We start from the raw sequence: 22,903 nt of genomic DNA, 5'->3' as shown, positions 1-22,903 counted from the left end.
ACTAACTATAAAAGGGTGATCTGATGAAAAGAGAAGATTTAATTGCCCCAGAGAATTACAATATAGCAATGGAAATGGAAAAGTATGCGGAAGATCCGCATCATAAAGCAATCGTGTGGCAAGATGAACAAGGGAATCGAAGAGAAATCACATATAGAAATCTAATGGAACAAGCAAATAAGGTTGGAAATGTCTTTAACCAACTTGGATTACGTAAAGGCGATAAAGTGCTTGTAATGATGCCAAGGCTAATTGAAACGTATCAAGTGTACGTAGCCGCTTTGAAGACAGGTGTTATCATTATTCCAAGTTCTGAAATGCTACGAACAAAGGATTTACAATATCGAATTTCGCATGGCGAAGTGAGCGGAATTATTAGTTATTCTCCTTTTGTTGACCAATATAGCGATATAGAGCAATTTGATGACTTGATAAAAGTTGCGGTTGGTGAGCATGTCGATGGTTGGAATCATTTAGATACATTAATAGATAGTGCCTCTGACCAGTTGGATATCGTCCCAACTAGCTGTGACGATATTGCCTTTTTACCTTATACATCTGGAACGACGGGTAATCCAAAAGGGGTTGTGCATACACATGCATGGGGATTTGCTCATTTACAAACTGCTCCTGCCAATTGGTTAAGCATTTCAGAAGGAGATACGGTTTGGGCAACTGCTGCTCCGGGTTGGCAGAAATGGGTTTGGAGTCCGTTGTTATCCGTGTTAGGATCAGGAGCAACTGGTTTCGTTTATCATGGTAAGTTCGATCCGAAGAAATATTTACATTTGTTAGAGTCTGAGAATGTAAATGTACTTTGCTGCACGCCAACAGAGTATCGTTTGATGGCAAAAGTAGATAACTTAGCTGACTTTGCACTTCCAAACTTACATAGTGCAGTTTCAGCAGGTGAACCACTTAATCGAGAAGTAATAGAAACATTTCAAAAGCATTTTGATGTAACCGTAAGAGATGGCTATGGCCAAACGGAAAATACATTGCTATTAGGTTTCCTTAAAGGAATGAAAGTAAAGCCAGGTTCGATGGGCAAACCAACTCCAGGCAATGAAGTCGTATTGATTGATGAAAATGGCAATCGAGTAGGAGTGGGAGAAGTAGGCGATATAGCGATCCCACTTGATACGCCAGCGTTGTTCAAAATGTACTATAAGGACGAGGCACGCACGAAAAAAACACAACGCGGAAATTATTATGTGACAGGTGACCAGGCTTCCATGGATGAAGAAGGTTATTTCTGGTTTGAAGGTAGAAGTGACGATATTATCGTTAGTTCTGGTTACACGATTGGCCCATTTGAAGTCGAAGATGCATTGGTAAAACACCCATCAGTGAAAGAATGTGCTGTCGTTTCAAGTCCGGATGAAATACGTGGTAATGTAGTAAAGGCGTTTATCGTACTACAAGAGAGCGCGGAGCCATCTGAAGAGCTCGTTAAAATGTTGCAAACACATGTAAAACAAACAACAGCACCATACAAATATCCGAGGAAGATCGAATTTGTTAACGAGTTGCCAAAAACATCTTCGGGTAAAATCCGACGAGTGGAACTGAGAAAAAGAGAACTGGTGACATTATAAGTTTACAAAACAATGGAAGAAAATTTAACAAACACCCTTCCAACTCCCTTATGATATGTTATCATAAACAAAATACTACATAGGGGGAACGGCTATGTGGAAGCAAATTACCTGGATTTTACTGATTGTATTAACGATCATCTTGATACCAATAGAAGCAATTTCTTAGTCTAAGAGACTAGTAAACTACCAATTCATGAGTGGATTGGTAGTTTTTTTACGTTTTAACACCTGAGTGAAGGGGAAACAAACCATTAGCGATGCATTCCTTTCTGAAAAATATAATCAAAATACTTGAAAGTCAAAGATAGTCAAATTATAATGTGATTAAGGTCAAAGTTAGTCAAAGTCAAATTGATCAAAACTTGATCCATAAAAAAATTACTTATTATTGAAGGAGGAAGCGCACATGAAATGTCAACAATGTGGCGTTCGTAATGCTAATATCAATGTAACCCTTCGATTTAATGATCAAACACAAAACTTACACGTATGTGATACATGCTTTCAAGAAATACAGAAAAATGCCAAACATCCAACAGGATTTTTTGGCAATCAACAAGGACCGATGGACTTTAACCAGTTCTTTCAACAAACAGGGGGGCCATCAGGTTTCCAAGATAATGGAACAAAGCAAACGAAAAATGGCAAAGGTGGCGGTCTGTTAGATGAATTAGGACGAAATCTATCGCACGCTGCAAAAGCAGGTCTTGTTGATCCAGTCATTGGTCGTGAAAAAGAAGTGAAACGTGTAATCGAAACATTAAATCGAAGAAACAAAAACAATCCAGTCTTAATTGGAGAGCCTGGGGTTGGTAAAACAGCCATTGCAGAAGGACTAGCTCTAAGAATTGTGGAAGGAAATGTACCTTCTAAGCTACTAAATAAAGAAATTTATATCTTAGATGTAGCATCCCTAGTTGCAAATACAGGGATTAGAGGGCAATTTGAAGAGCGTATGAAACAGTTGGTTGCTGAGCTTCAAGAAAGAAAAAATGTGATTCTTTTTGTTGATGAAATTCACTTATTGGTTGGTGCGGGTACCGCGGAAGGTTCGCAAATGGATGCAGGAAACATCTTGAAGCCAGCACTTGCACGAGGTGAGTTGCAATTAGTTGGGGCAACAACATTAAAAGAGTACCGCCAAATTGAGAAGGATGCTGCGCTAGAGCGTCGCTTCCAACCAATTATGGTAAAAGAACCAACAAGAGAAGAAGCGGTGTTGATTTTACAAGGATTGCAAGAAAGGTATGAAGCGTATCATAAAGTGACATATGCAGAGGAAGCAATTAAAGCTGCAGTTACGTTATCACAACGATACTTGCAAGATCGTTTCTTACCAGATAAAGCAATTGATTTAATGGATGAAGCAGGGTCCAAATTAAACTTAGCTTATGCTGAAACAGATACGGATTCGATTCAACAACGTCTAGATGAAATAGCGAAAGAAAAACAAGCGGCTGCGGAAAAAGAAGATTATGAAACTGCGGCAAACCTAAGACATCAAGAGATTATGTTAGAGAAAAAACTAAATGAAACAACCGAGCAACCAACAGCAGAAGTGACGGTTGAAGATATTCAATTGATTATTGAAGAAAAAACAGGTATTCCAGTTCGGAAAATCCAATCCGATGAACAATCGAAAATGAAGCATTTAGCGAGCAACTTATCTGCAAAAGTGATTGGCCAAGAAAATGCGGTACAAAAAGTAGCGAAAGCGGTTCGTCGTAGCCGTGCCGGATTAAAATCTAAGCACCGCCCGATTGGATCTTTCCTATTTGTTGGTCCAACTGGTGTTGGTAAAACAGAATTAACGAAATCACTTGCAGAAGAATTGTTCGGTACGAAAGAGTCTCTCGTTCGACTTGATATGAGTGAGTATATGGAAAAGCATGCTGTATCAAAAATTATTGGTTCACCTCCTGGTTATGTTGGCCATGAGGAAGCGGGTCAATTAACAGAACGTGTGCGACGAAATCCATATAGCTTAATTTTGTTAGACGAAATTGAAAAAGCACACCCTGATGTACAAAGCATGTTCCTACAAATCATGGAAGATGGACACTTAACGGATAGTCACGGTAGAACAGTTAGCTTTAAAGAAACGGTTATCATCATGACTAGTAACGCAGGAACTGGTGAGAAACATATCACTGTAGGCTTTAATAATGCCAATAATGAAGCTGTATCTCAATTAGAAACATTAAGTGGATACTTTAAACCGGAATTTCTGAACCGTTTTGATGCGATCATTCCATTTAATGAATTAAAACAAGACGATCTAATTCAAATTGTGGATCTGATGCTTGGTGAGCTTGAAGGTAACTTGAAAGAAGAAGGTTACAGTCTTGTTGTATCAGATGAAGCAAAACGCTTCTTAGCTGACAAAGGTTATGACCCACGTTTTGGTGCACGTCCATTACGTCGTGTCATCCAAGACAAAGTGGAAGATGGCATTACAGATCTAATTTTAGAAGAAGAGGATGTAACTGCGATCGAGATAGACTTGATCGAAGAAGATATACAAGTAAGAAAAGCTTAATGAGACACCAACTAGTGGTCAGCTGCCCGCTAGTTGGTTTTTTTTGTTAATTACAGATATTCATAAATCTGATAACTCGAGAAGAAACTAACAAAAGAGTCCAATCATAGGAGCGGGTTTTCATGAGAATACATCACAGATTAATGATCGGCTTGAGTATATGGATCGTAGTACTCTCCATTTGCACGGATGCTCTTACCGTAATTGCTATTCCAATTGATGACGAAGAAAATTTACTTCAAGTTCATTTTATTAATGTTGGTCAAGGGGATAGTATGTTAATTGAGACGCCAGAAGGGAAAAATATCTTGATTGATGGCGGTCCACCTGCCGCAGGAGATAAAGTAGTTAACTACTTAAAACAACAGGATATAACGACGCTAGATTTGGTAATTGCGACACATCCTGATATTGATCACATTGGTGGACTTGTGGAAGTAATAAAACAGGTTGAAGTGAAAAATATAGTAGACAGTGGAAAACTTCATCATACCTTAACCTATTTTGAGTATTTAAAACAAATTAAGCAACAAAAAATACCAACCACAATAGCTAGAGAATCTGGGGAGAAAGAAATTGAACCTGAGTTATCTTTACAAGTATTAAATGATTATGGAATATTTAAGGGCAATAATGAATCATCGATTGCGATCCAACTAAGCTATAAAGAAATAGACTTTTTACTTATGAGTGATGTTGAAACAAAGCAAGAAATGGAAATGATAAAGAAATATGATTTAGAATCAGAAATCTTTAAGGTTGCACATCATGGTTCTGATACTTCTACCTCCGAGAAACTGCTAGAAGAAGTTCGGCCAGAGAAAGCGATCTTGTCGTACAGTGTAGAAAATGATTACGGTCACCCTGTTGGCGCAACAGTAGACAAATTATTAGAAGCTGGTGCTACCATTTATTCTACTGCTAGGTCTGGAGATATCGTAATTGGTACAGACGGGTATAACTATCGAGTCGAGATTTCTGGTAAAGATCGAATAATTCAACACAGGTTCGGGTAAGTTGTAACGTATAACTTTTGGTATAATGATATAAAGATAGAAATTAGTGGTAATAAAAGGGAGGTCGTGTTGGAATTGGAAACAGAAAAAGGAACACAACAAGTAGCTAGTTATCACGAATACGATGTTTTACAGAAAGTAATTGTTTGTTCACCGGAGTATATGAGAATTGGAAAAGTAATCAATGAAACACAAAAGCATTATCAAGATGAAAATATTGACGAAAAACGCGCGACAGAGCAACATGATCAATTTGTAAAAGCTATGCAAGATAATGGTATAGAAGTAATCGCGATTAAATCACAGGAAGAATTACATGAGCAAGTGTTTACAAGAGATATCGGTTTTTGTATAGGTGATCAGTTATTTACAGCAGCTATGGGTAGTGACATCCGCGCTCCTGAAGTAGATGCGTTGCAATCAGTCCTGAAGCAACACAACTTTCCGTTTAGACCGTTTACAGAGAAGTCTATTGAGGGAGGAGACGTCATTATTGATGATGATCTAGTATGGGTCGGGATTAGTGAACGTACCACATATGAAGCAGCAGATGCGCTTCAAGCATTATTACCTTCACACAAAGTGATGTATCTGCCGATTGCAGAAAGGATTTTGCATCTCGATTGTTGCTTTAACGTTATTGGCCCAAAAACTGCGCTCATCTATTCACCTGCTTTGACTGATGATGACCTAAAAAAGGTATCGCAATATTACGATCTAATTGAAGTATCCAAAGAAGAAGAGTTTACTTTAGGTACAAATGTCTTGTGCATTGGTAATAAAAAGATCATTAGCTTACCTGAAAATAAGCAAGTGAACGCCGAACTAACAAGATTGGGCTACCAAGTGATCGAGGTAGAGTTTAACGAAATTATTAAATCAGGCGGTTCATTCCGATGTTGTTCATTACCTGTTTTACGTACAAAAGAGTAATTGATTATTTTAGAACACCTAAGCTTTGAGGGAATTCCTTAGAGCTTGGGTGTTTTTTTGATGGCAGATCCAAATGTAAGTTAATCCCTAAGAAGGAGAGTTACAGAATCTACTCTAACTCGGCTGGAAGCTCTACTTTCTTACGCGTTAGCTTAAGGGTAAGGCTCTGACGCGTTCGAATGACTCTCAATCGAGCGCGTTAGCTTAAGGGTAAGGCTCTGACGCGATCGAATAACGCTCAATCGAGCGCGTTGGCTTAAGGGTAAGGCTCTGACGCGATCGAATAACGCTCAATCGAGCGCGTTAGCTAAAGGGGAAGGCTCTGACGCGTTCGAATGACGCTCAATCGAGCGCGTTAGCCTAAGGGGAAGACTCTGATGCGATCGAATAACGCTCAATCGACCGCGTTAGCCATAAGGGATTGCCCTAACGCGTCTGAATTACAGAACTTGTCCAAAAACACGCTATTAAAAGTTATGATGCAATATATAAAAATAAAATAATTACCTTGACGAAATACAGTAATGGTTGTATGGTTAATTACATAAGTAACTAACCAATTAACTAACCAAGAAATTAGGTGGTAAGATGAATAACTCACTTGACGATAGCAAACCCATTTTTCAACAGATAAAAGAACAGATCGAAGACATGATTATCAACCATTCTATTTTAGAAGGGGAACGAGTCCCGTCTACAAATGAATTCGCCAGTTATTACAAAATAAATCCTGCAACCGCCGCGAAAGGTATAAACCAGCTAGTTGATGAAGGTGTGTTATATAAACGGAGGGGTGTAGGTATGTTTGTGTCAGATCAAGCAAAACATATTTTGTTTCAAAAGAGAAAAGCGTCATTTATTGAAAACTATGTAGTTCCATTGAAAACAGAAGCGAAAAAACTAAATATCTCAGAAGAAGAATTACAAGAATTAATTAAGGGAGGGGATGAAAGATGAAGATTGAGGTAAACAACTTAACGAAATTGTATAAGGGAAAAAAAGCGCTAGATCAATTATCATTCAGCTTAGATGAACCGAAAATATATGGTTTACTAGGCAGAAATGGTGCGGGGAAAACAACGTTTATGCAAATACTAGCTGGTTTACTATTGCCTACAAGCGGGAGCTTACTTGTCGATGGGGAAGCTCCATTTGATAAGCAACGCCTGACGGAATCCATGTGCTTGATCAAAGAAGGTGACAATTTCAAAAAAGATCTAAAGATTAAAAACGTGCTTACCATCGCATCCATGTTTTATCCAACTTGGGATCAAGAATTAGCGAGACAACTACTGGAGGAATTTTCACTTCAGGAAAATATGAAAGTAAAAGGATTATCCAAAGGGATGGAATCGGCACTAGGTATCATTGTTGGGCTAGCTAGCAAAGCACCAATCACGATGTTTGATGAACCGTATATCGGATTAGATGCCTCTGCGCGAAGTCGTTTTTATGAGTTGCTAGTAGAATCGTACCAAAAGGAAAAACGCACGATCATTTTTTCTACGCATTTAATTGATGAGGTAAGCTTACTTTTCGAGGAAGTATTAATTTTTGATGATGGAAAGCTAATTGTGCAAGAAGAACCGGATCAACTTAGGGATACATGCTTTTCTATCTCCGGCCCTGCTTCATTACTTGAAGATTATATTTCAGGGAAATGGGTCGTGCATACACAGAGGCTAGCAGGTAACATGACTGCTACGGTTATTGGGTTGGATAAGCATGAAGCACAAGCAAACGGATTTCAAGTGGAAGGTGTATCGATGCAACAACTCATGATTTATTTAACTTCTAAACAAGGAGGCGTCAAAAAATGATCAGACAAATAAAAGCTTTATTATATTTCTTTGTTGCGGATTTTCGCTTCTCCTTTCTGATTTTTTGGACGATCTTGAGTGCTACTGTTGTCATCTCATTAGGGGCCACTTATTATCTGCAGGACGTGGAAAATAGCAGTATGTATTTGGCCATCTCTGGGGCGATCTACGTTTATGGTGCAATTTTAGGTTTTATTACAGTTAGGGAGAGTTTAACTTTTGCGCTGAAAATGGGTGGAACAAGGAAAAGCTATTTCGTTGCAGTCGGAGCATTTTTCTTAGGATTATCAGTCGTTATGGCAATATTAGATAACTTGTATCACGTCATCATTATGGCATTTGTTAATAACGTTGGACTAGATATCTTCACATTAATTCATCCAGCTATGATTCTGGGTGAGGCAAATTCTATTTGGTATCGTTTTAGTATCGATGTGTTTGTAATTTTTCTACTCATGAGCATATTTTACTTCCTGGGGCTGGTTTTTCATAAATATAACTTAATAGGTGGCTATGTCGTGATCGGAGTAGTTGCATTAGTTCTATTCATAAGTTCTGCGGCAGGTGTGCTACTAGATTTATTGCAGGAATTGTTTGTGAATCCGAGCTTTAACCATTATGTTATTGCATTTGTTATCGGAATTGTGCTTTACCTTACATCATGGTTACTTGTCTATAATATACCAGCAAAATCTGCACGCGCATCCTAAACAAAAAAGGGTTCCTTTTAAAAATAAAAGTGAACCCTTTTTGTGACTCTTATCGTATATTAAGGAAGGGAAGATATGTCAATTGGAGGTGAGTATTGTGGAAGAATTAAAGGAACTAGACTTAGCGGTTATTGCTCCTTTTATTATTATTCAACTTGTATTAATGATCGTGGGCCTTATCGCTTGGTTTAAAACAGATGAAACGAATGGTCCTAAATGGATGTGGTTACTCATTATTGTCTTCGGTAGTATGTTAGGTCCAATTCTCTTTTTTATTGTCGGAAGGAGGCAGAACTAGATGGCGATTATTAAAGTCGATCAATTAAAAAAAGCATTTGATAAACAGGACGTAGTGAAAGGATTATCCTTTGAATTGACTCCGGGTAAGTGTGTTGCGTTACTAGGTCCGAATGGTGCTGGTAAAACAACTACATTGCGTATGCTGTCAGGCTTATTAAAGCAGACGAGTGGCTCTGTTACGTTTGAAGGCATGAAGGAAAATGGAGATATCCGAGCGTATATAGGGTATCTACCTCAGTATCCAGTTTTTCATAATTGGATGACTGGGAAAGAATTTTTAGTCTATGTTGGCCAGTTGGCGAAACTAACAAAGGCTGAAGCAACTAGTCGAGCGGATGAGTTACTTGAGCGAGTTGGGATTTCGGATGCTGGTAATCGCCGTATTGGTAAATATTCAGGTGGGATGAAGCAGCGTCTTGGGATCGCGCAAGCAATGATTCATAAGCCGATGCTCATTATGCTTGATGAACCAGTTTCTTCCTTAGATCCGATTGGACGTAGAGAAGTGTTAACGTTAATGGAAGAACTAAAGGAACAAACGACGATCCTTTTCTCGACGCATATTTTGAGTGATGCGGAGGAAGTAAGTGATGACCTTCTTTTAATGTCACAAGGTGAAATTGTGGAATCAGGTTCGATTCAAGAGTTGAGAGAAAAACACCAAACGTCGAAGATTCATTTAGCTTTTCGTGGTGAAGTGGATACATACTATGAAGCACTAAAACATTTAAACTCCATCTCTGAAAGTGCGATGGAAAAGGGCGAAATACAATTATTAGTCGACAACATCGATCAAGCAAGAGTAGATATTTTATCCTTAGCTGCAAAAGAAAATTGGCCATTAACCAAGTTTGAGATAAGTCGCGTATCGTTAGAAGAGTTATTCATGAAGGTGGTGAAGAGCTAATGCAATGGAGAACAATATTTGCAAAAGAGATGTCAGAAGACTGGCGTAACTTTAAGTGGGTATGGGTACCGCTCGTTTTTATTTTAATCGCAATTATGGATCCTATTACTACCTATTTTCTACCTAAAATTCTAGATTCAGTTGGAGGCATGCCGGATGGTGCCGTGTTTGAAATGCCAGAAGTCTCTCCGGTTGATGCGATCATGATGAGTCTAACGGAATTAAGCATGTTTGGTGTTTTAGTGACAGTAGTTATATCGATGGGTGTCATTTCTGGTGAAAGAAAAAGCGGTGTGGCAGAGCTAGTCCTTGTGAAGCCAGTTGGTTATTTCACGTATATCTCTAGTAAATGGGCTGGAAAGCTTTTACTAGTTTTAACTTCCTATATTATTGGTATGTTAGTTAGTTGGTATTACGTCAATATTTTATTTGGGGAGATTACTTTCAGTGATTTTATGAGCTTATTATTCTTTTATGGATTATGGCTTGTGCTAGTTATTACGATCACCATCTTTTATAACACATTGTTCAAAGTTCCTGGAGTAGTTGGAGCTGTTTCTATTGGGACAATCATAGTGATGAGCATTTTAAATCAAATTTTCTCTCACAAGTTAACATGGTTTCCTAATAGCCTTAGTTCACATATCGGAGAAATGCTTACTACGGGTGAGATTTCAGGTGACCTGTGGGGAACATCGGTCGTGATTATTATCCTAGTAATTGTGCTATTAGTTAGCTCACTATTTACTTTCCGAGGAAAAGAAATGGCGGGTTAATTTGATGGAGCCTCCTGCCATTGTGGGAGGCTTTTTAGTTTGTTATTTATATTGAACATGTATTGGAAATGTTCTATAATACATCTTAGTTAAATAATTTCGGGGCATTAGCTCAGCTGGGAGAGCGTTTGGCTGGCAGCCAAAAGGTCAGCGGTTCGATCCCGCTATGCTCCATCCATGTGAAAAGACACCGTTTCTATTAGAATGGTGTCTTTTTGCGCGGTGGTGGGTGGAGCACGGTGGTAACACGGTATGAACGGACATTTTTTCCGTTACTTCCTCTGAAATGCCTTATTTATATGAGTAAGCGGACATTTTTTCCGCTATTAGGGCGATTTTCAGCAAAAACAATAGTATTTTACTTAAATAACGGAAAAAATGTCCAAATGCTCTTAGTGTGATAATGATATTTCTAAAATAACGGAAAAAATGTCCGTCTGCCTTTATGGAGTAGGATTATTAAGGCTGTATGTCCGCACACGTTCTTTTCCACTTTCCACCTTAAGGATTTGAGAGTCAACGAGTTTATGTAAAATGCGTCTAGCTTGTCGATCACTTACATTTAGATGATTTATAACATCACTAGGTGTTATCGGACGTAGTTTTCGTCTAGCAAATCGTATAATTTCTGCTTCTACCCAATTTAATGAGGCAGATGTTTCACTAGAAATGAATTTACCTATAAAAGCCAGGATCAATTGTTGGCACTGTTTAGTTTCGTCCTTGATTGATAAATAAGCTATGGGTAACAACGTCCAACCATCCAGTGCTAATAGCGAATGTCGCCAGCATAAATCCTTAAACCGTCTGACATCCAGATCGCGGGCATGTGGTCCGAATCCTTGAATTTCAATTCCTCCTTTTACTTCTCCAGGCATATAAGCAAGATCTAGGTAACGGTATCCATTGTTGAAATCACGAACTTCCCACTCTGGATATAAATGATCGAAGTTACCGATAGTTGGATACCAGATAAGACGAAGAAATTCCACAGTACCGTGTCCCAACCCTTTCATCAATAATTCGCGTCGTCTAAGGTTTTTCTCCTCAACAATATTTTTCTGAAGCCATATATCATACGCTTGTTGAAATTTTTGCATGATAAACACATCCTTTTTCAAAGTATTAGTGAAACCTACTTATAATTTCCTACCTAATAATTTAGTGAAAATGGTTTTGCAAAGTCTAATTCAAGCAATTATATATCTTGTAGCAACAATTATTTTATTAAGATTAGCGGGAAAGCGAACGATTTCTCAGGCGACTCCAAGTGAAGTTATTATAATGATTGGTATTGGTACGGTTTTGGTACACCCTTTAAAGTCAGTGGAACCTTTAACTAGTGCTTTTAATGGGTTACTAATTGTTTTAGGTGTGATTCTCATTACGTTTTTACAGATGAAAATAAAGAAGTTTAAAACGTTAACGATGGGGCAGCCGATCTTATTAGTGAGAGATGGAGAAATCCTATACGATAACTTAAAGAAAGCTAGAATACCTATTGATGAATTAAAGATGAAATTAAGAATTAAAAAGATCAATGATATTTCAAAATTAGAGTCTGTGGCACTTGAGGTAAGTGGAGATTTATCAGTAGAGCTAAAAGACGAATACTCCAGTGTAACCAAAAAAGATTTAGAGGAGTTAAAAAAAGCGATTCAATTAATTGGTGACAAAGTTGGTTCTCCAGTTATTTTTTATACACCCCCACCTGACCCGAAACAAAATTTGTTCAATCAGGTGGAAAAAATATATGAACAGGAGAGAGTTAATAAGAATTTGAGATAGTTGTGAGGAGTTAGGCTTTTATTTCTTCATATCACTTCTCCTTAAAAGGTTATTAACTATAAATTCCATATCCATTACTGATTATCCTTCATGTAATTTACATAGTTGGATACCCTATTAATGGGTGATTAGAAATGAAAGCGACGGAGTTAGAGAGCAAGCGGTTTGATAAAGCGCTAGATGAGATTATTGATCTTTTTAATAACATAGAAAGTGACGAGCCAATCATCAGGTTTAGTGATGAGGTTATAAATAATATAGAACTGGCGAAAAAAAAGTATGGGGATAGTGTTGTTAACGAAAAAATAAATACTGTTGTTCATGAGATGCTCTCCTGGTTAGATTTATCCGATGTAGATTTGAATGAGCCAGAAGAAGAAATTGATGAGGAAGATACAGAATCGTGAGAAGCAGCATTCCCAAGGGTTGGAATGTTGCTTTTTGATTTTGATGAATGGCACAGATAAAAGTGAAGGGGGTGGGGATTTAAGTATAAATTACAAGATGTAAGAAAATCTTACAATTCATGTAATGTATTGCAAAATGTTGGAATTTGGGGTAATATGTAGAAATGATATTTTTAATTACATAGAGGGGGTTAAAAAGGCAAACTATTTGAAAAAATAGGACGCAAAGCCCAGGATCTAAGGCCGTCTTTGGAAGGACTGTTATGATCGCCTGGCTACTAATCTAGGTCATGTACTTTTATTTAGTAAGCTATGCCAGGAGATGGATAGCTTTTTTATTTTAAGAAATATAAACAAGTAAGGAATAGAAAAAAGAGAGAAAACTCAAGGGGGAGTATCCATGAAGGGCATACCTAGATTTAAGAAAATAAATGTAAAGAAATTTAGTTTGAAAAATTTAAAAATTGGATCGAAATATGGATTTGCACTTATTATTGTATTTATTTTATTTGGAATCTCTACAGCGGTAGTTACAAAGTTAGTCTCAACTGTTGGTGAGAATATCGAGTTAATTGAACAAAAAGGTAATGATGCGGTTGATGTCACAGAAATGGGTTCTGTATTGCGTGAAAAAGGGGTTTATATCCATGATTTTTCACAAAATCGTCTTTCAAGATTAGTTACCGATTTTGAACAAGCGAGAGAAGATTTTAATGACTTGTCGGTTGAGGTGGCGGCTCAATTAGATGCAGAAGAAAAAGCAGTGTTATACCAAGTGATTGCATTAGATGAAGAAATCAACACATTGTTTTTAGAAGATATGTCCAAAGCAGACCAAGAGGGAAATGTAGGTATGTTAAAATTATCTGCAATGAATGCAAATGAGATCCAAGCAGAAGCGGTTGTGCTGTTGGACGAGCTACGCGAGTTAGTAAAGGAAGAGCGTCTTGCTTCGGTAGATGAAGCAAAAACGAGTCAGCAGATCACGTTTATTGTTCTAATATCTTCGATGGTTGCCTCTATTTTGATTGGAGGAGCCCTTGTATTTTTAATTAGCAGGGTTGTGTCAAAGAATCTTGAGCGTGTTGTTCAAGTCAGTAATGAGATCGCATCTGGAAATTTAGCTGTAGAATCGATCGATTATCGTGCAGATGATGAGATAGGTAAAATTGCAACTGCGATGAATACAATGAGTAATAGCCTTCGTCATATGATCCGAGAAATTTCTACGATTGCAGAAACCGTTAGTAGTCAAAGTGAAGAGTTAACGCAGTCTGCAAATGAAGTGAAAATGGGCTCTGAACAAGTAGCTACTACGATGCAAGAATTAGCATCAGGTGCAGAAACACAAGCGAATAGTGCTGGTGAGCTTTCAGAGACGATGGGAATATTCGCCGATCAAGTCACAAGTGCGAATGAAAATGGAGAGCAAATGTATCAATCATCGAATCATGTGTTGGAAATGACCGACGATGGTAGTCGTTCGATGCAAGCCTCGATTGATCAAATGGATAAAATTGATCGGATCGTAAAGGATGCAGTGGAGAAGGTACAAGGATTAGACGTCCAGTCACAGGAAATTTCTAAGCTAGTGAATGTGATTAAAGATATTGCTGACCAAACGAACCTGTTAGCGTTAAATGCAGCAATTGAAGCAGCACGAGCTGGAGAGCAAGGACGAGGATTTGCGGTTGTTGCCGATGAAGTACGTAAGCTTGCCGAACAGGTGTCCGAGTCCGTAACAGATATTACGTCAATTGTTGGAAATATAAAGAATGAATCAAGTGTCGTAACGGAGTCTCTGCAAAATGGATACAAAGAAGTTGAACATGGCACGACGCAAATTCAATCAACGGGTAAGACGTTTGGTGCGATCAATCGTGCAGTAAAAGATATGGCTAGTAATATAAGTGTGATTACGACTAACCTATCAACAATTGCATCAAGTAGTCAGGAAATGAATGCATCGATACAAGAGATTGCTTCTATATCTCAGGAATCGTCTGCAGGAGTAGAAGAAACATCAGCGGCTTCGGAGCAAACAAATAGCTCCATGGAAGAAGTAGCGAATAACGCAAATGAACTATCTAAACTGTCGGAAAATCTAAACGCGTTAGTGAAGAAATTTCAGATATAGTAGCAAAACCCAAATCACATGACATTCAAGGTGATTTGGGTTTTTAATTTTATACTCCCGACACATATCTAATGACCTCCACCTAAACCACCAGATTTCTCAAAGAGCTCAGCACTCTCTTCATTGAAACCAATAAATTCTACAGGAATGCCACTACTTTCAAACTTTGCCCGGACCTTGTCAAGTGCCCCAACGGCCGAATCATCCCATACATGTGAGTTGGTTAGATCAATAATGACCTTATCGATTTCCTCTTGAGTATCGAAATAAGTAAGGAACTCCGTAACCGAAGCAAAAAATAATTGACCGTAGACAAAGTAAGCACGACTCTTTTCGTCACTTGAGGTGGCAGAATAGACATGTATTTTAGAAATTTTAGAAGCGAAGAACATCGCGCTCAATACGACTCCTGTAATAACGCCGTAAGCTAAGTTGTGGGTAAACAGGACGGTTCCTACTGTTATAACCATGACGGCTGTATCTGTAATCGGAAGTTTTCGTATATGTTTTACAGAACTCCAATCAAACGTCCCGATTGCAACCATGATCATCACTCCAGCAAGTGCAGCCATCGGTATTTGTACGACTATATCGCCAAGTACAATGATGAGGAATATGAGAAAAACACCAGCAACAAAAGAAGAAAGACGTCCATTTCCACCTGATTTCACATTGATGACAGATTGCCCAATCATCGCACAACCAGCCATCCCACCAAAAAATCCAGTGATAAAGTTAGCAATCCCTTGCCCTCTACATTCCATATTCTTGTCACTTTCCGTATCTGTTGCATCATCAACAATGGTTGCTGTTAATAATGATTCTAAAAGACCGACGATCGTAAGTGCCAAAGCATATGGAAAAATAATGGCCAATGTTTCAAAGTTTAATGGAACATCGGGAAAAAAGAAGGTAGGGAGTGATCTGGTTAACTCCCCCATATCTCCAACAGTCCGAACACCCGCATTCATATAAATAGCCAAAGCGGTGACAACAATAATAGCTACTAATGTGGAAGGGACTACTTTTGTCGCAATCGGTAATAGATAAATAATCGCTAATGTCAATCCGACAAGTGCATACATGACCCATGTTTCATCGACAAAATGCTCTAATTGCGATGTGAATATTAATATTGCCAGTGCATTGACGAATCCGACCATTACGGAACGTGGGATGAACTTCATGAACCTTGCCAGATTACATAAGCCAAATATAATCTGCAAAATTCCAGTTAATATCGTTGCTGCGAGTAGGTATTGTAAGCCGTGTTCTGCAACTAGAGTGATCATCAATAAAGCCATTGCACCTGTTGCGGCAGAGATCATTCCTGGTCTTCCACCTACAAAAGCAATAATAACGGAAATAGAAAAAGAGGCATAAAGACCGACCATTGGGTCAACCCCAGCAATAATGGAAAATGCGATCGCCTCTGGAATAAGAGCCAATGCCACCACTAAACCTGCGAGTATATCTCCTTTTATATTACCGAACCACTGCTGTTTATAAGTTTGAGTTTGCATCATTAGCCACCTTTTGTTATTCGTTTCCTTTTAATACTTTCTCATATAATTGAAAAATATATTCTGGTTTATTTGACCAATCATGATTCAATGCGTAAAGGATAAAATAGAAAAAAGAAGGAGGAAATTCAAATGGCTAAAAATGAAAGGCTTAATGAAGAGGCTGCGTTAAATAATAACCTTGGTTCCTCAACACTTAGGATGAATGATGAAATAAAGGAATCCCAACAAAAAGCTAAGATGAAAGGCCGAACGAAAAAGGATAAAAAATAACGAGGTCGGGTCAAAAACGTTTGAACTAATTGAAAAACCGAACCAAAAGAGGATAGCGTGTAGCCACGCTCCTGGAATATAAACTGGCGCCCCAGAAAATAGCGATAGGGAATAATGTTTCTGCGTAGAAATAAATAAGTAGCATGATCACACTACTTTGTTTTGTAACTCTAATTCCCATGAGTTCTTCTCGAGGCTTGCCACATTTCTTTAATTTTCGATAAGTCAAATGACGTTTTACTATAAAGATGGAGGTATCATCCAAACGGATGATACCTCCAAAAATGTTATGCGTAAAAAGCTAATTCTGCTTCAATTGCTTCCTTGATTTTTTCTAGGCATTCTTCTGGCGTTTTGCCATGAATCCTTTTTCCATTGACCATTGCATATGGCTTTAGACGACATAAACCACAGAAACCTAAACAATCATTGAAGAGTACCGCCACTTCAGGGTACTTAGATTCTATGATCTCTTCTATATTTAATGAAAGTAAGAAGTTACTATCACAAATTTCTACAACTACAATTCCCATTTTTATCACCTTTTCATTGGAACCTGTTCATAAGCTACCGCGTTGACACAACTTTGTCAACATTTAAGTACAAAAACCGTAAGTTTGTTATTTACTTCACAAACTTTATGAATTAGAATAAAAGAAAGGGTAGGTGGTGAATATGGCACAACAAATGTCGACGCGACAGGCAATCCTCGAATTATTGAAAAAGCACAAAGATTTGTCTGTTAGTGGACTGAAGAAAAATTTAGATATTACGGAGATGGCTGTCAGAAAGCATTTAGTTAAGCTAGAGGGTGAACATTTAATCACTTCTCGCACCGTTCGACAACCAATGGGTCGCCCTGTAATTTTTTACGCTTTAACCAATGATGGTGAAAACTTGTTTCCTACTAACTATGATGGTATTGCAATGGAATTTTTATGCGACATAGAAGAATCCATGGGAGAAGAAGCAATTGATCGTCTTTTCGAAAACAGAGAAAAACGAATGCGCAAAAAGTATGCCCGACGTATTTTCAAAGAAGATACGATAAAAGATCGAGTAAAAGAATTGGTTGATGTTCAAAACGAAAGTGGGTACATGACCGAGCTTGATGGCGATGGTGAAAAAGAAGTACTCTCTTTTGCGCAATACAACTGTCCAATTGCTGCGATTGCTAACAAGTACAGCAAACCATGTGAGTGTGAGCTCTCACTATTTAAAGATGTACTTGGTACGGACAATGTGGATAGAGTCGCGTGTATTGCAAAAGGTGACAATAGCTGTAAGTATGTGGTGAAAGAGGCTACTGAAGAAAGACAAAATGAGAGTTCTTCCATACCAACACCTGTATAAATAGATAAAAGAAAACTGGGGACAATTTCAATACAGAGAATAAGTAAAGTGCATCATTTTTTTGGTGTGTTTTACTTATTTTTTTTGTGCGAATGTGGGCTAGGTGTTTATCACAATCTCTATACATTCCTCATATAGTAAGCATAGATAAAGATCTAGGAGGATTATAGCTATGCATTTACCTGCAATGGATGTTGGTTTAATGGATGAACATTTAGCTGCACATGAAGGTATTCTTTATAAATTGAGAAAATATGAAGAGATTGTTAATGACCCCTATGTAAGAAAGTTATTGAAAGATCAAATAATCATAATGATGGATCATGTGCGTGTCATGTTAGCATTATTAGATCCAGAACGTGATGCCTGGGTATCCTTAGCAACGACGAATCCAGAAGTCGATACTGCGTTGATCAACCAATCAACTATGAATCCCAATCTAAAAAGAATTGTTGCAGAACTGGTTGCCACCTCGAAACAAATGGCTAGTGACAATTATACATCTGCGCTTCGAATGAAGAATGACAATGTAAAACATGTGCACTTTCAAATGGCAATGCAACAAGCAACATTCCAGAATTATTATGCGTTTTTTATGGAAAAAATGGGATGGAACGTTTCACCAAAAGCAGTCCTAGCTGACCAAGCAAAAGTTGTTCAACATTTTAAGCATTTGTTGAACTAATCGTAACCAGAGTGCAGTGTGAAGGGTATTCTTTGGGTGGGAGTAAATAATGGATATAACCAAAACTTGTGCAGTCTGATTAGCGTTATCGGATTGTTTTTTTTATGAAAAGTATGACGTATCTCCGAAGAAAATTGAATTTCGGTTTCTTCTTCTGCTCTTTTAATTTATATAAATCTAACAAATTGGATATCTGTGTTAAAATTTATGTGATATTGTGGAAATGAAGAGTATAGCAATAAAAGTATTAGAATCCATTTGCTTTGCTTGTAATATTAAACGTTAGATTGGAGGAGTTTCGCATGCGCACCTATAAGGTGATTTTATTTGATTTAGATGGTACACTTTCTGATCCAAAGATTGGAATAACGAAGTCAGTACAGTATGCATTACATAGAATGGGAGTCGATGAGCCAGATCTTGATCAATTAGAATGTTTCATTGGACCACCATTACAAGTTTCCTTTAATGAGTTTTACAAATTTGATGAATCAAGCATAAGATTAGCGATAGAATATTATCGAGAAAGATTTAGAGAGAAGGGCATGTTTGAAAATGAGCTATATCCAAATATTCCTTTGCTATTAAAATGTCTAAAAGACCATGGATTTACCTTAGTGGTTGCAACTTCAAAGCCGACTGTTTTTGCAAAACAAATCGTAGAGTATTTTAAAATTAAGCCTTATTTTGATCTAGTTGTAGGGAGCAACCTTGACGGAACTAGATCTTCAAAAACAGAAATAATACAATACATCATCAACAAATATAAAGATTATGGGATAAATGATTTTGTTATGATTGGGGATAGAGAACACGATATTATTGGAGCGAATAATACGGGTGTTGACTCCATTGCAGTTACATATGGGTATGGCTCTTTAGAAGAATTGAGTCTTGTTAAGCCTACCTATATAGTCGAAAGTGTGGATCAAATACAAGATATTCTCATAGCAGATAAGTAAACGATACAAGCTTGCTCGTAATATCCATTGGTTGTGGCAGTTCAATTATAATTGGGCTGTTTTTTTTGCGTTCATAAATGGATATATATGTTAAAGTTATCATAAGATTATAGTCCTCAAATAATGGCTATTGTCACTGATGTATAGATATTAGAAATGAAGATTGGTGTAATGTCAACCTATCAGCATTTGGGAGGGATATAATGGACGTAGTAGAAATTATTCTCTTAATAGCTTTATGGGTTATCCCTATTTCATTTATTATTTTCAACTATAGAAAACTTGACGATGAGGAAAAAGAGGCACTAAAGATAGAGTTGAAAGACCCCTTATTCTATTTGGTTGAGGGATGTAGATACTTAGGTATGTTAATCTTATTCACTGGAACTGGTACCTCCATCCCTTTACTCATACATATTGGTATAGGGATGATGGCGACCAGTTGGATTACCGCAGCAATTATGATGTGGAAGGTCAGTCAAAAGAGAAGTGTTCTGTTAAATAATTTTGCTTACGGTTATTTTGGTCTTTTTTTATATTCTAATTCAAAGGAAGGGAGGAATGTGATATGAAAAAGATAGTTGGTATTGCGGTTATTGTGAGGTAAAGAAACCGGTCTTTACCCCCATCCATATAAAAGGACTATCAGAGAAAGAAGAATTAATCTATTCAACACTTCCTAAATGAGTGAGTGCTTAACCCATCATTACATGCACAAACGTAGGTGTAATCATTGCGACAATCACTGCACTAATCGTCAACGAAACAGTGCTTACGGCAGCTTCTAATTCACTATTTTCCATCGATCGTGCCGTACCAATGGCATGAGAAGCGGTCCCCATACTGACACCTTTCGCAATCGTTAAATTCACGCGAGACAACTTAAGAATGCTTGGACCAAATACTGCTCCACCAATTCCGGCAAACATGACAAACACAGCGGCGAGTGGTGTGGTCCCCCCAATTGTGTTAGCAATATCCATCGATACGGGAGTAGTCACGGATTTAGACGTAATCGAATAAATAATCGTATCACTAAATCCAAGCCATTTTGCTGCAATGAAGCCAGTACTAATGCCAATAAAAGACCCAACAATGACACCGGAAAGAATCGGTACCATATACATTTTCAAGAGGGGCCATTGTCGATAAAGTGGATAAGCTAATGCAACGACAACTGGACCGAGTAAATGATCAAGCCATTGTCCGCCAATCATATATGTCTCGTACGGTATATCAAAAATAAGTAGACCAACAACAATCACCCAAGTTGAAGTTAAAATTGGCAAAGTAAATGGACTTGGGTATTTTTTATATATTTTTTTAGTTAGAAAGAATAATAGAATTGTAGCAGTAAGAGTGGACAGTCCTATTAGAAAGCTATTCATGTATGTCATTCCTTTTTAATAAAACTTGTGTAATATGTCCAGAGCAAATCATCACCATAGCTGTACTTATTAACACAATTGCGATGAGGAAAAGTCCTTTTCCGACGAACAAGTCGAGATGATTAACGATTCCGATGGTGACAGGCAAAAACAATAGTGGCATATCCTTCATTAATGTGTGAGCTCCTGTTTCGATCCAAACAGGTTTGATCACTTTGGTTACGAGTAAGCAAAAGAGTAAGATCATGCCTATAATACTGCCAGGAATAAAAAGGTTAAGTGATTCCTGGATCCAGACGCCAACTGAATAAAAACCATATAAAATAGCAATTTGTAAAATGATGTGTAAAACTTTCATGGTGATGTCTCCTTAACTGTTCTTTATAATGCTTTATCAGTTTACAACGAGCAGTAGGCTTTTGTATAGGATAAGCAAGCAAAGAAAAGACAAATGAACTTATACACAACGGTGCACCGTTAGTGTTCAAAATAAAAAAGTTATACACATCTAAACTAAAAAAAGCGAAACTCAACGCCTCAGAAAGGTTTGAAGTTTCGCTATATTTATACGTTAAGAAAAGATAAGTTTTTAGCGGAGAAGTGTAACCATTGTAGTAAAAAATTTAATGTACCAAGTATAAGAAAAACTAACGCATTCGCTAAAGTGCGAGCGAATGCGAGTTTTTTCTAAGATTGTCTCAACTCTACCGAAAAAGGGGAGGAATCGGGTTAAAAAACTGATGAGATTGACAATCACTTACTAACAGTCTTATCCACATTGATAACCTTTTATACACAATAACCGCAGAAAGTATCCACACTATCCACAAAATGGCGGTTATTTATCCACAAAAAGTTATACACAAGTTAAATAGTTATGGTTAGTATGTTTTCTAAATGTTATTCACACTATCCACACAAATGTGGATAAGTCGTGTGGATAACCTGTAATTACACCTGGTTTTTGGTGTCATTATACATTCTGTTGGCTGCTTTAAACTCTTTTTGATACAACACTTGTTGTGTTTTGGATAAACCGTTCTTTCTTGCTTTGTCTTCTCTAGTTTTTCCCTTCACGATCGATGACCTCACTTTATCGTATTTTCCGACATCTTAACCGAATATCGGTTATTTTCAGCGGTTAATACTATAATTTCCCAAATCGTGTAGATTATACGACCGCTTCTCCTTCATTGGATACAACTTCAAGCTCAGTGTGGATCATATATTGTTCTCTAGTGATTACAAATAACTCGTAAATAGGTTCATCTAAGGATGCAACGTTAATTTTTTCAAATGTTTCTGGATATAACACGTTTCCTAGTGAAACAAATGGTAGCTTTAGTATCGCTTTTAATGATCTTGTATTTGTTTTTCTAATTTTTATAAAAATCGCTTCAATACCTTGGCGGAAAAACAGTTCGTCGAAGAAGGCATCTTTTGCTGGCTTGTTGTAGCCTTTGCCAAAGTATGGTTGGCCAATCCAAGTTGCTAAAAAGCCTTTTCTGTCTTCAATATCAAATAAATTTATCGTTCCGATCGGTTGGTGGTACTCATCCATAATTGTACGTGAAATTAATTCACCATTCTCTTCCGCTTCAATTGTTTGTTTGGTTAAAAAGTAAAATTCATCTGAAGAATAGGCTTTATGTCTCACAAAAGGAAACACCTCTGGATGTTTCATCAAATCATATAAAGCTGGTGCATCTTGTAATTCACGTTTTTTAAGCATAGAAAAACCCTCCTTATTTCTTGGAGGGTGAAAAAACACTACGGGAAAGTAGT

General features: G+C 37.5%; 25 protein-coding genes, 1 tRNA gene and 1 riboswitch. Of the genes, 19 read left to right on the top strand and 7 right to left on the bottom strand.

The genetic code is table 11. From position 1 onward, the window contains the following. Window positions 1–23 precede the first annotated feature (23 nt). The 11 genes from mbcS (at window position 24) to NYQ66_RS01250 (ending at window position 10,776) form a co-directional block, all read left to right on the top strand. Window positions 24–1,598 carry an acyl-CoA synthetase MbcS gene (mbcS, locus tag NYQ66_RS01300; protein ID WP_259866015.1) on the top strand — a complete coding sequence of 525 codons (1,575 nt, stop codon included), beginning with the start codon at window positions 24–26 and terminating at the stop codon, window positions 1,596–1,598. 409 nt (window positions 1,599–2,007) lie between these two features. Beyond that, window positions 2,008–4,140, top strand: coding sequence for an ATP-dependent Clp protease ATP-binding subunit (locus NYQ66_RS01295; RefSeq protein WP_259866013.1), 2,133 nt, complete (start codon window positions 2,008–2,010; stop codon window positions 4,138–4,140). Window positions 4,141–4,262: 122 nt separating this feature from the next. Next, window positions 4,263–5,156 carry a ComEC/Rec2 family competence protein gene (locus tag NYQ66_RS01290; protein ID WP_259866011.1) on the top strand — a complete coding sequence of 298 codons (894 nt, stop codon included), beginning with the start codon at window positions 4,263–4,265 and terminating at the stop codon, window positions 5,154–5,156. A 66-nt stretch (window positions 5,157–5,222) separates the two neighbouring features. Then, window positions 5,223–6,089 carry a dimethylarginine dimethylaminohydrolase family protein gene (locus NYQ66_RS01285; protein WP_311201996.1) on the top strand — a complete coding sequence of 289 codons (867 nt, stop codon included), beginning with the start codon at window positions 5,223–5,225 and terminating at the stop codon, window positions 6,087–6,089. A 588-nt stretch (window positions 6,090–6,677) separates the two neighbouring features. Continuing rightward, the gene (locus NYQ66_RS01280) at window positions 6,678–7,046 is read left to right on the top strand and encodes a GntR family transcriptional regulator (protein ID WP_259866007.1); all 369 of its coding nucleotides are present in this window, start codon (window positions 6,678–6,680) and stop codon (window positions 7,044–7,046) included. Beyond that, window positions 7,043–7,909, top strand: a complete 867-nt coding sequence (locus tag NYQ66_RS01275) for an ABC transporter ATP-binding protein (RefSeq protein WP_259866005.1) — start codon at window positions 7,043–7,045, stop codon at window positions 7,907–7,909. Before NYQ66_RS01280 ends, NYQ66_RS01275 begins: the two co-directional genes overlap by 4 nt. Next, window positions 7,906–8,619, top strand: a complete 714-nt coding sequence (locus NYQ66_RS01270; protein WP_259866003.1) for a hypothetical protein — start codon at window positions 7,906–7,908, stop codon at window positions 8,617–8,619. Before NYQ66_RS01275 ends, NYQ66_RS01270 begins: the two co-directional genes overlap by 4 nt. Before the next feature lie 97 nt (window positions 8,620–8,716). After that, on the top strand, window positions 8,717–8,917 hold the full coding sequence (locus tag NYQ66_RS01265; protein WP_259866000.1) for a PLD nuclease N-terminal domain-containing protein: 201 nt from the start codon (window positions 8,717–8,719) through the stop codon (window positions 8,915–8,917). After that, entirely contained in the window at window positions 8,918–9,826 is a 909-nt protein-coding gene (locus NYQ66_RS01260) for an ABC transporter ATP-binding protein (protein WP_259865998.1), read from the top strand. Beyond that, on the top strand, window positions 9,826–10,602 hold the full coding sequence (locus NYQ66_RS01255) for an ABC transporter permease (protein WP_259865996.1): 777 nt from the start codon (window positions 9,826–9,828) through the stop codon (window positions 10,600–10,602). The genes NYQ66_RS01260 and NYQ66_RS01255 overlap by 1 nt, the downstream gene beginning before the upstream one ends. Window positions 10,603–10,703: 101 nt before the next feature. Next, window positions 10,704–10,776: transfer RNA gene (locus NYQ66_RS01250), tRNA-Ala, on the top strand. A 269-nt stretch (window positions 10,777–11,045) separates the two neighbouring features. On the opposite strand, the gene NYQ66_RS01245 is transcribed toward NYQ66_RS01250, so the two are convergent. Continuing rightward, a complete protein-coding gene (locus NYQ66_RS01245) occupies window positions 11,046–11,702 on the bottom strand; it encodes a transcriptional regulator (protein ID WP_259866169.1) in 657 nt (218 codons plus the stop codon). A 76-nt stretch (window positions 11,703–11,778) separates the two neighbouring features. On the opposite strand from NYQ66_RS01245, the gene NYQ66_RS01240 reads away from it, so the two are divergent. The 3 genes from NYQ66_RS01240 to NYQ66_RS01230 all read left to right on the top strand — a co-directional run bounded on the left by NYQ66_RS01240 (window position 11,779) and on the right by NYQ66_RS01230 (window position 14,934). Further along, window positions 11,779–12,390: a DUF421 domain-containing protein gene (locus NYQ66_RS01240; protein ID WP_259865994.1), complete on the top strand. Its 612-nt coding sequence runs from the start codon at window positions 11,779–11,781 to the stop codon at window positions 12,388–12,390. A 134-nt stretch (window positions 12,391–12,524) separates the two neighbouring features. Beyond that, window positions 12,525–12,797 (top strand): atypical membrane-integrating protein (Mistic protein), encoded by a 273-nt coding sequence (locus NYQ66_RS01235; RefSeq protein ID WP_259865992.1) that lies wholly within the window; start codon window positions 12,525–12,527, stop codon window positions 12,795–12,797. Between the two features lie 188 nt (window positions 12,798–12,985). Beyond that, window positions 12,986–13,080, top strand: a riboswitch (cyclic di-GMP riboswitch). A 117-nt stretch (window positions 13,081–13,197) separates the two neighbouring features. Next, complete coding sequence (locus NYQ66_RS01230; protein ID WP_259865990.1) at window positions 13,198–14,934, top strand: methyl-accepting chemotaxis protein; 1,737 nt, start codon at window positions 13,198–13,200, stop codon at window positions 14,932–14,934. 68 nt (window positions 14,935–15,002) lie between these two features. Here the strand turns inward: NYQ66_RS01230 and NYQ66_RS01225 are convergent, their stop codons facing one another. Continuing rightward, window positions 15,003–16,457, bottom strand: a complete 1,455-nt coding sequence (locus NYQ66_RS01225; protein WP_259865988.1) for a SulP family inorganic anion transporter — start codon at window positions 16,455–16,457, stop codon at window positions 15,003–15,005. Window positions 16,458–16,589: 132 nt separating this feature from the next. Here NYQ66_RS01225 and NYQ66_RS01220 point away from each other — a divergent pair, with 132 nt between their 5' ends. Continuing rightward, complete coding sequence (locus NYQ66_RS01220; protein WP_259865985.1) at window positions 16,590–16,730, top strand: hypothetical protein; 141 nt, start codon at window positions 16,590–16,592, stop codon at window positions 16,728–16,730. A gap of 287 nt (window positions 16,731–17,017) precedes the next feature. On the opposite strand, the gene NYQ66_RS01215 is transcribed toward NYQ66_RS01220, so the two are convergent. Then, window positions 17,018–17,263, bottom strand: coding sequence for a YuzB family protein (locus tag NYQ66_RS01215; RefSeq protein ID WP_259865983.1), 246 nt, complete (start codon window positions 17,261–17,263; stop codon window positions 17,018–17,020). Window positions 17,264–17,405: 142 nt separating this feature from the next. On the opposite strand from NYQ66_RS01215, the gene NYQ66_RS01210 reads away from it, so the two are divergent. From NYQ66_RS01210 to NYQ66_RS01195, 4 genes are all read left to right on the top strand, one after another. After that, complete coding sequence (locus NYQ66_RS01210) at window positions 17,406–18,083, top strand: helix-turn-helix transcriptional regulator (protein WP_259865980.1); 678 nt, start codon at window positions 17,406–17,408, stop codon at window positions 18,081–18,083. Between the two features lie 172 nt (window positions 18,084–18,255). Continuing rightward, window positions 18,256–18,768 (top strand): hypothetical protein, encoded by a 513-nt coding sequence (locus NYQ66_RS01205; RefSeq protein WP_259865978.1) that lies wholly within the window; start codon window positions 18,256–18,258, stop codon window positions 18,766–18,768. A gap of 302 nt (window positions 18,769–19,070) precedes the next feature. Beyond that, a complete protein-coding gene (locus NYQ66_RS01200) occupies window positions 19,071–19,730 on the top strand; it encodes an HAD family hydrolase (protein ID WP_259865976.1) in 660 nt (219 codons plus the stop codon). 203 nt (window positions 19,731–19,933) lie between these two features. Next, the gene (locus NYQ66_RS01195) at window positions 19,934–20,302 is read left to right on the top strand and encodes a hypothetical protein (protein WP_259865974.1); all 369 of its coding nucleotides are present in this window, start codon (window positions 19,934–19,936) and stop codon (window positions 20,300–20,302) included. A 123-nt stretch (window positions 20,303–20,425) separates the two neighbouring features. Here the strand turns inward: NYQ66_RS01195 and NYQ66_RS01190 are convergent, their stop codons facing one another. The 4 genes from NYQ66_RS01190 to NYQ66_RS01175 all read right to left on the bottom strand — a co-directional run bounded on the left by NYQ66_RS01190 (window position 20,426) and on the right by NYQ66_RS01175 (window position 22,850). Continuing rightward, entirely contained in the window at window positions 20,426–21,118 is a 693-nt protein-coding gene (locus NYQ66_RS01190; RefSeq protein ID WP_259865972.1) for an LrgB family protein, read from the bottom strand. Beyond that, entirely contained in the window at window positions 21,111–21,476 is a 366-nt protein-coding gene (locus NYQ66_RS01185) for a CidA/LrgA family protein (RefSeq protein WP_259865970.1), read from the bottom strand. The genes NYQ66_RS01190 and NYQ66_RS01185 overlap by 8 nt, the downstream gene beginning before the upstream one ends. 593 nt (window positions 21,477–22,069) lie before the next feature. Next, window positions 22,070–22,195, bottom strand: a complete 126-nt coding sequence (locus tag NYQ66_RS01180; RefSeq protein WP_259865968.1) for a YfhE family protein — start codon at window positions 22,193–22,195, stop codon at window positions 22,070–22,072. Between the two features lie 94 nt (window positions 22,196–22,289). After that, window positions 22,290–22,850, bottom strand: a complete 561-nt coding sequence (locus NYQ66_RS01175) for a GNAT family N-acetyltransferase (protein WP_259865966.1) — start codon at window positions 22,848–22,850, stop codon at window positions 22,290–22,292. Between the last annotated feature and the right edge of the window lie 53 nt (window positions 22,851–22,903).

Origin of the sequence: Aquibacillus koreensis, from assembly GCF_025154055.1 — a bacterium.
In the GTDB taxonomy this organism is placed as follows: Bacteria; Bacillota; Bacilli; order Bacillales; family Amphibacillaceae; genus Aquibacillus_C; species Aquibacillus_C koreensis.
Note: the sequence above shows the minus strand (reverse complement) of the source record. Positions and strands in the feature narration are given on the sequence as shown.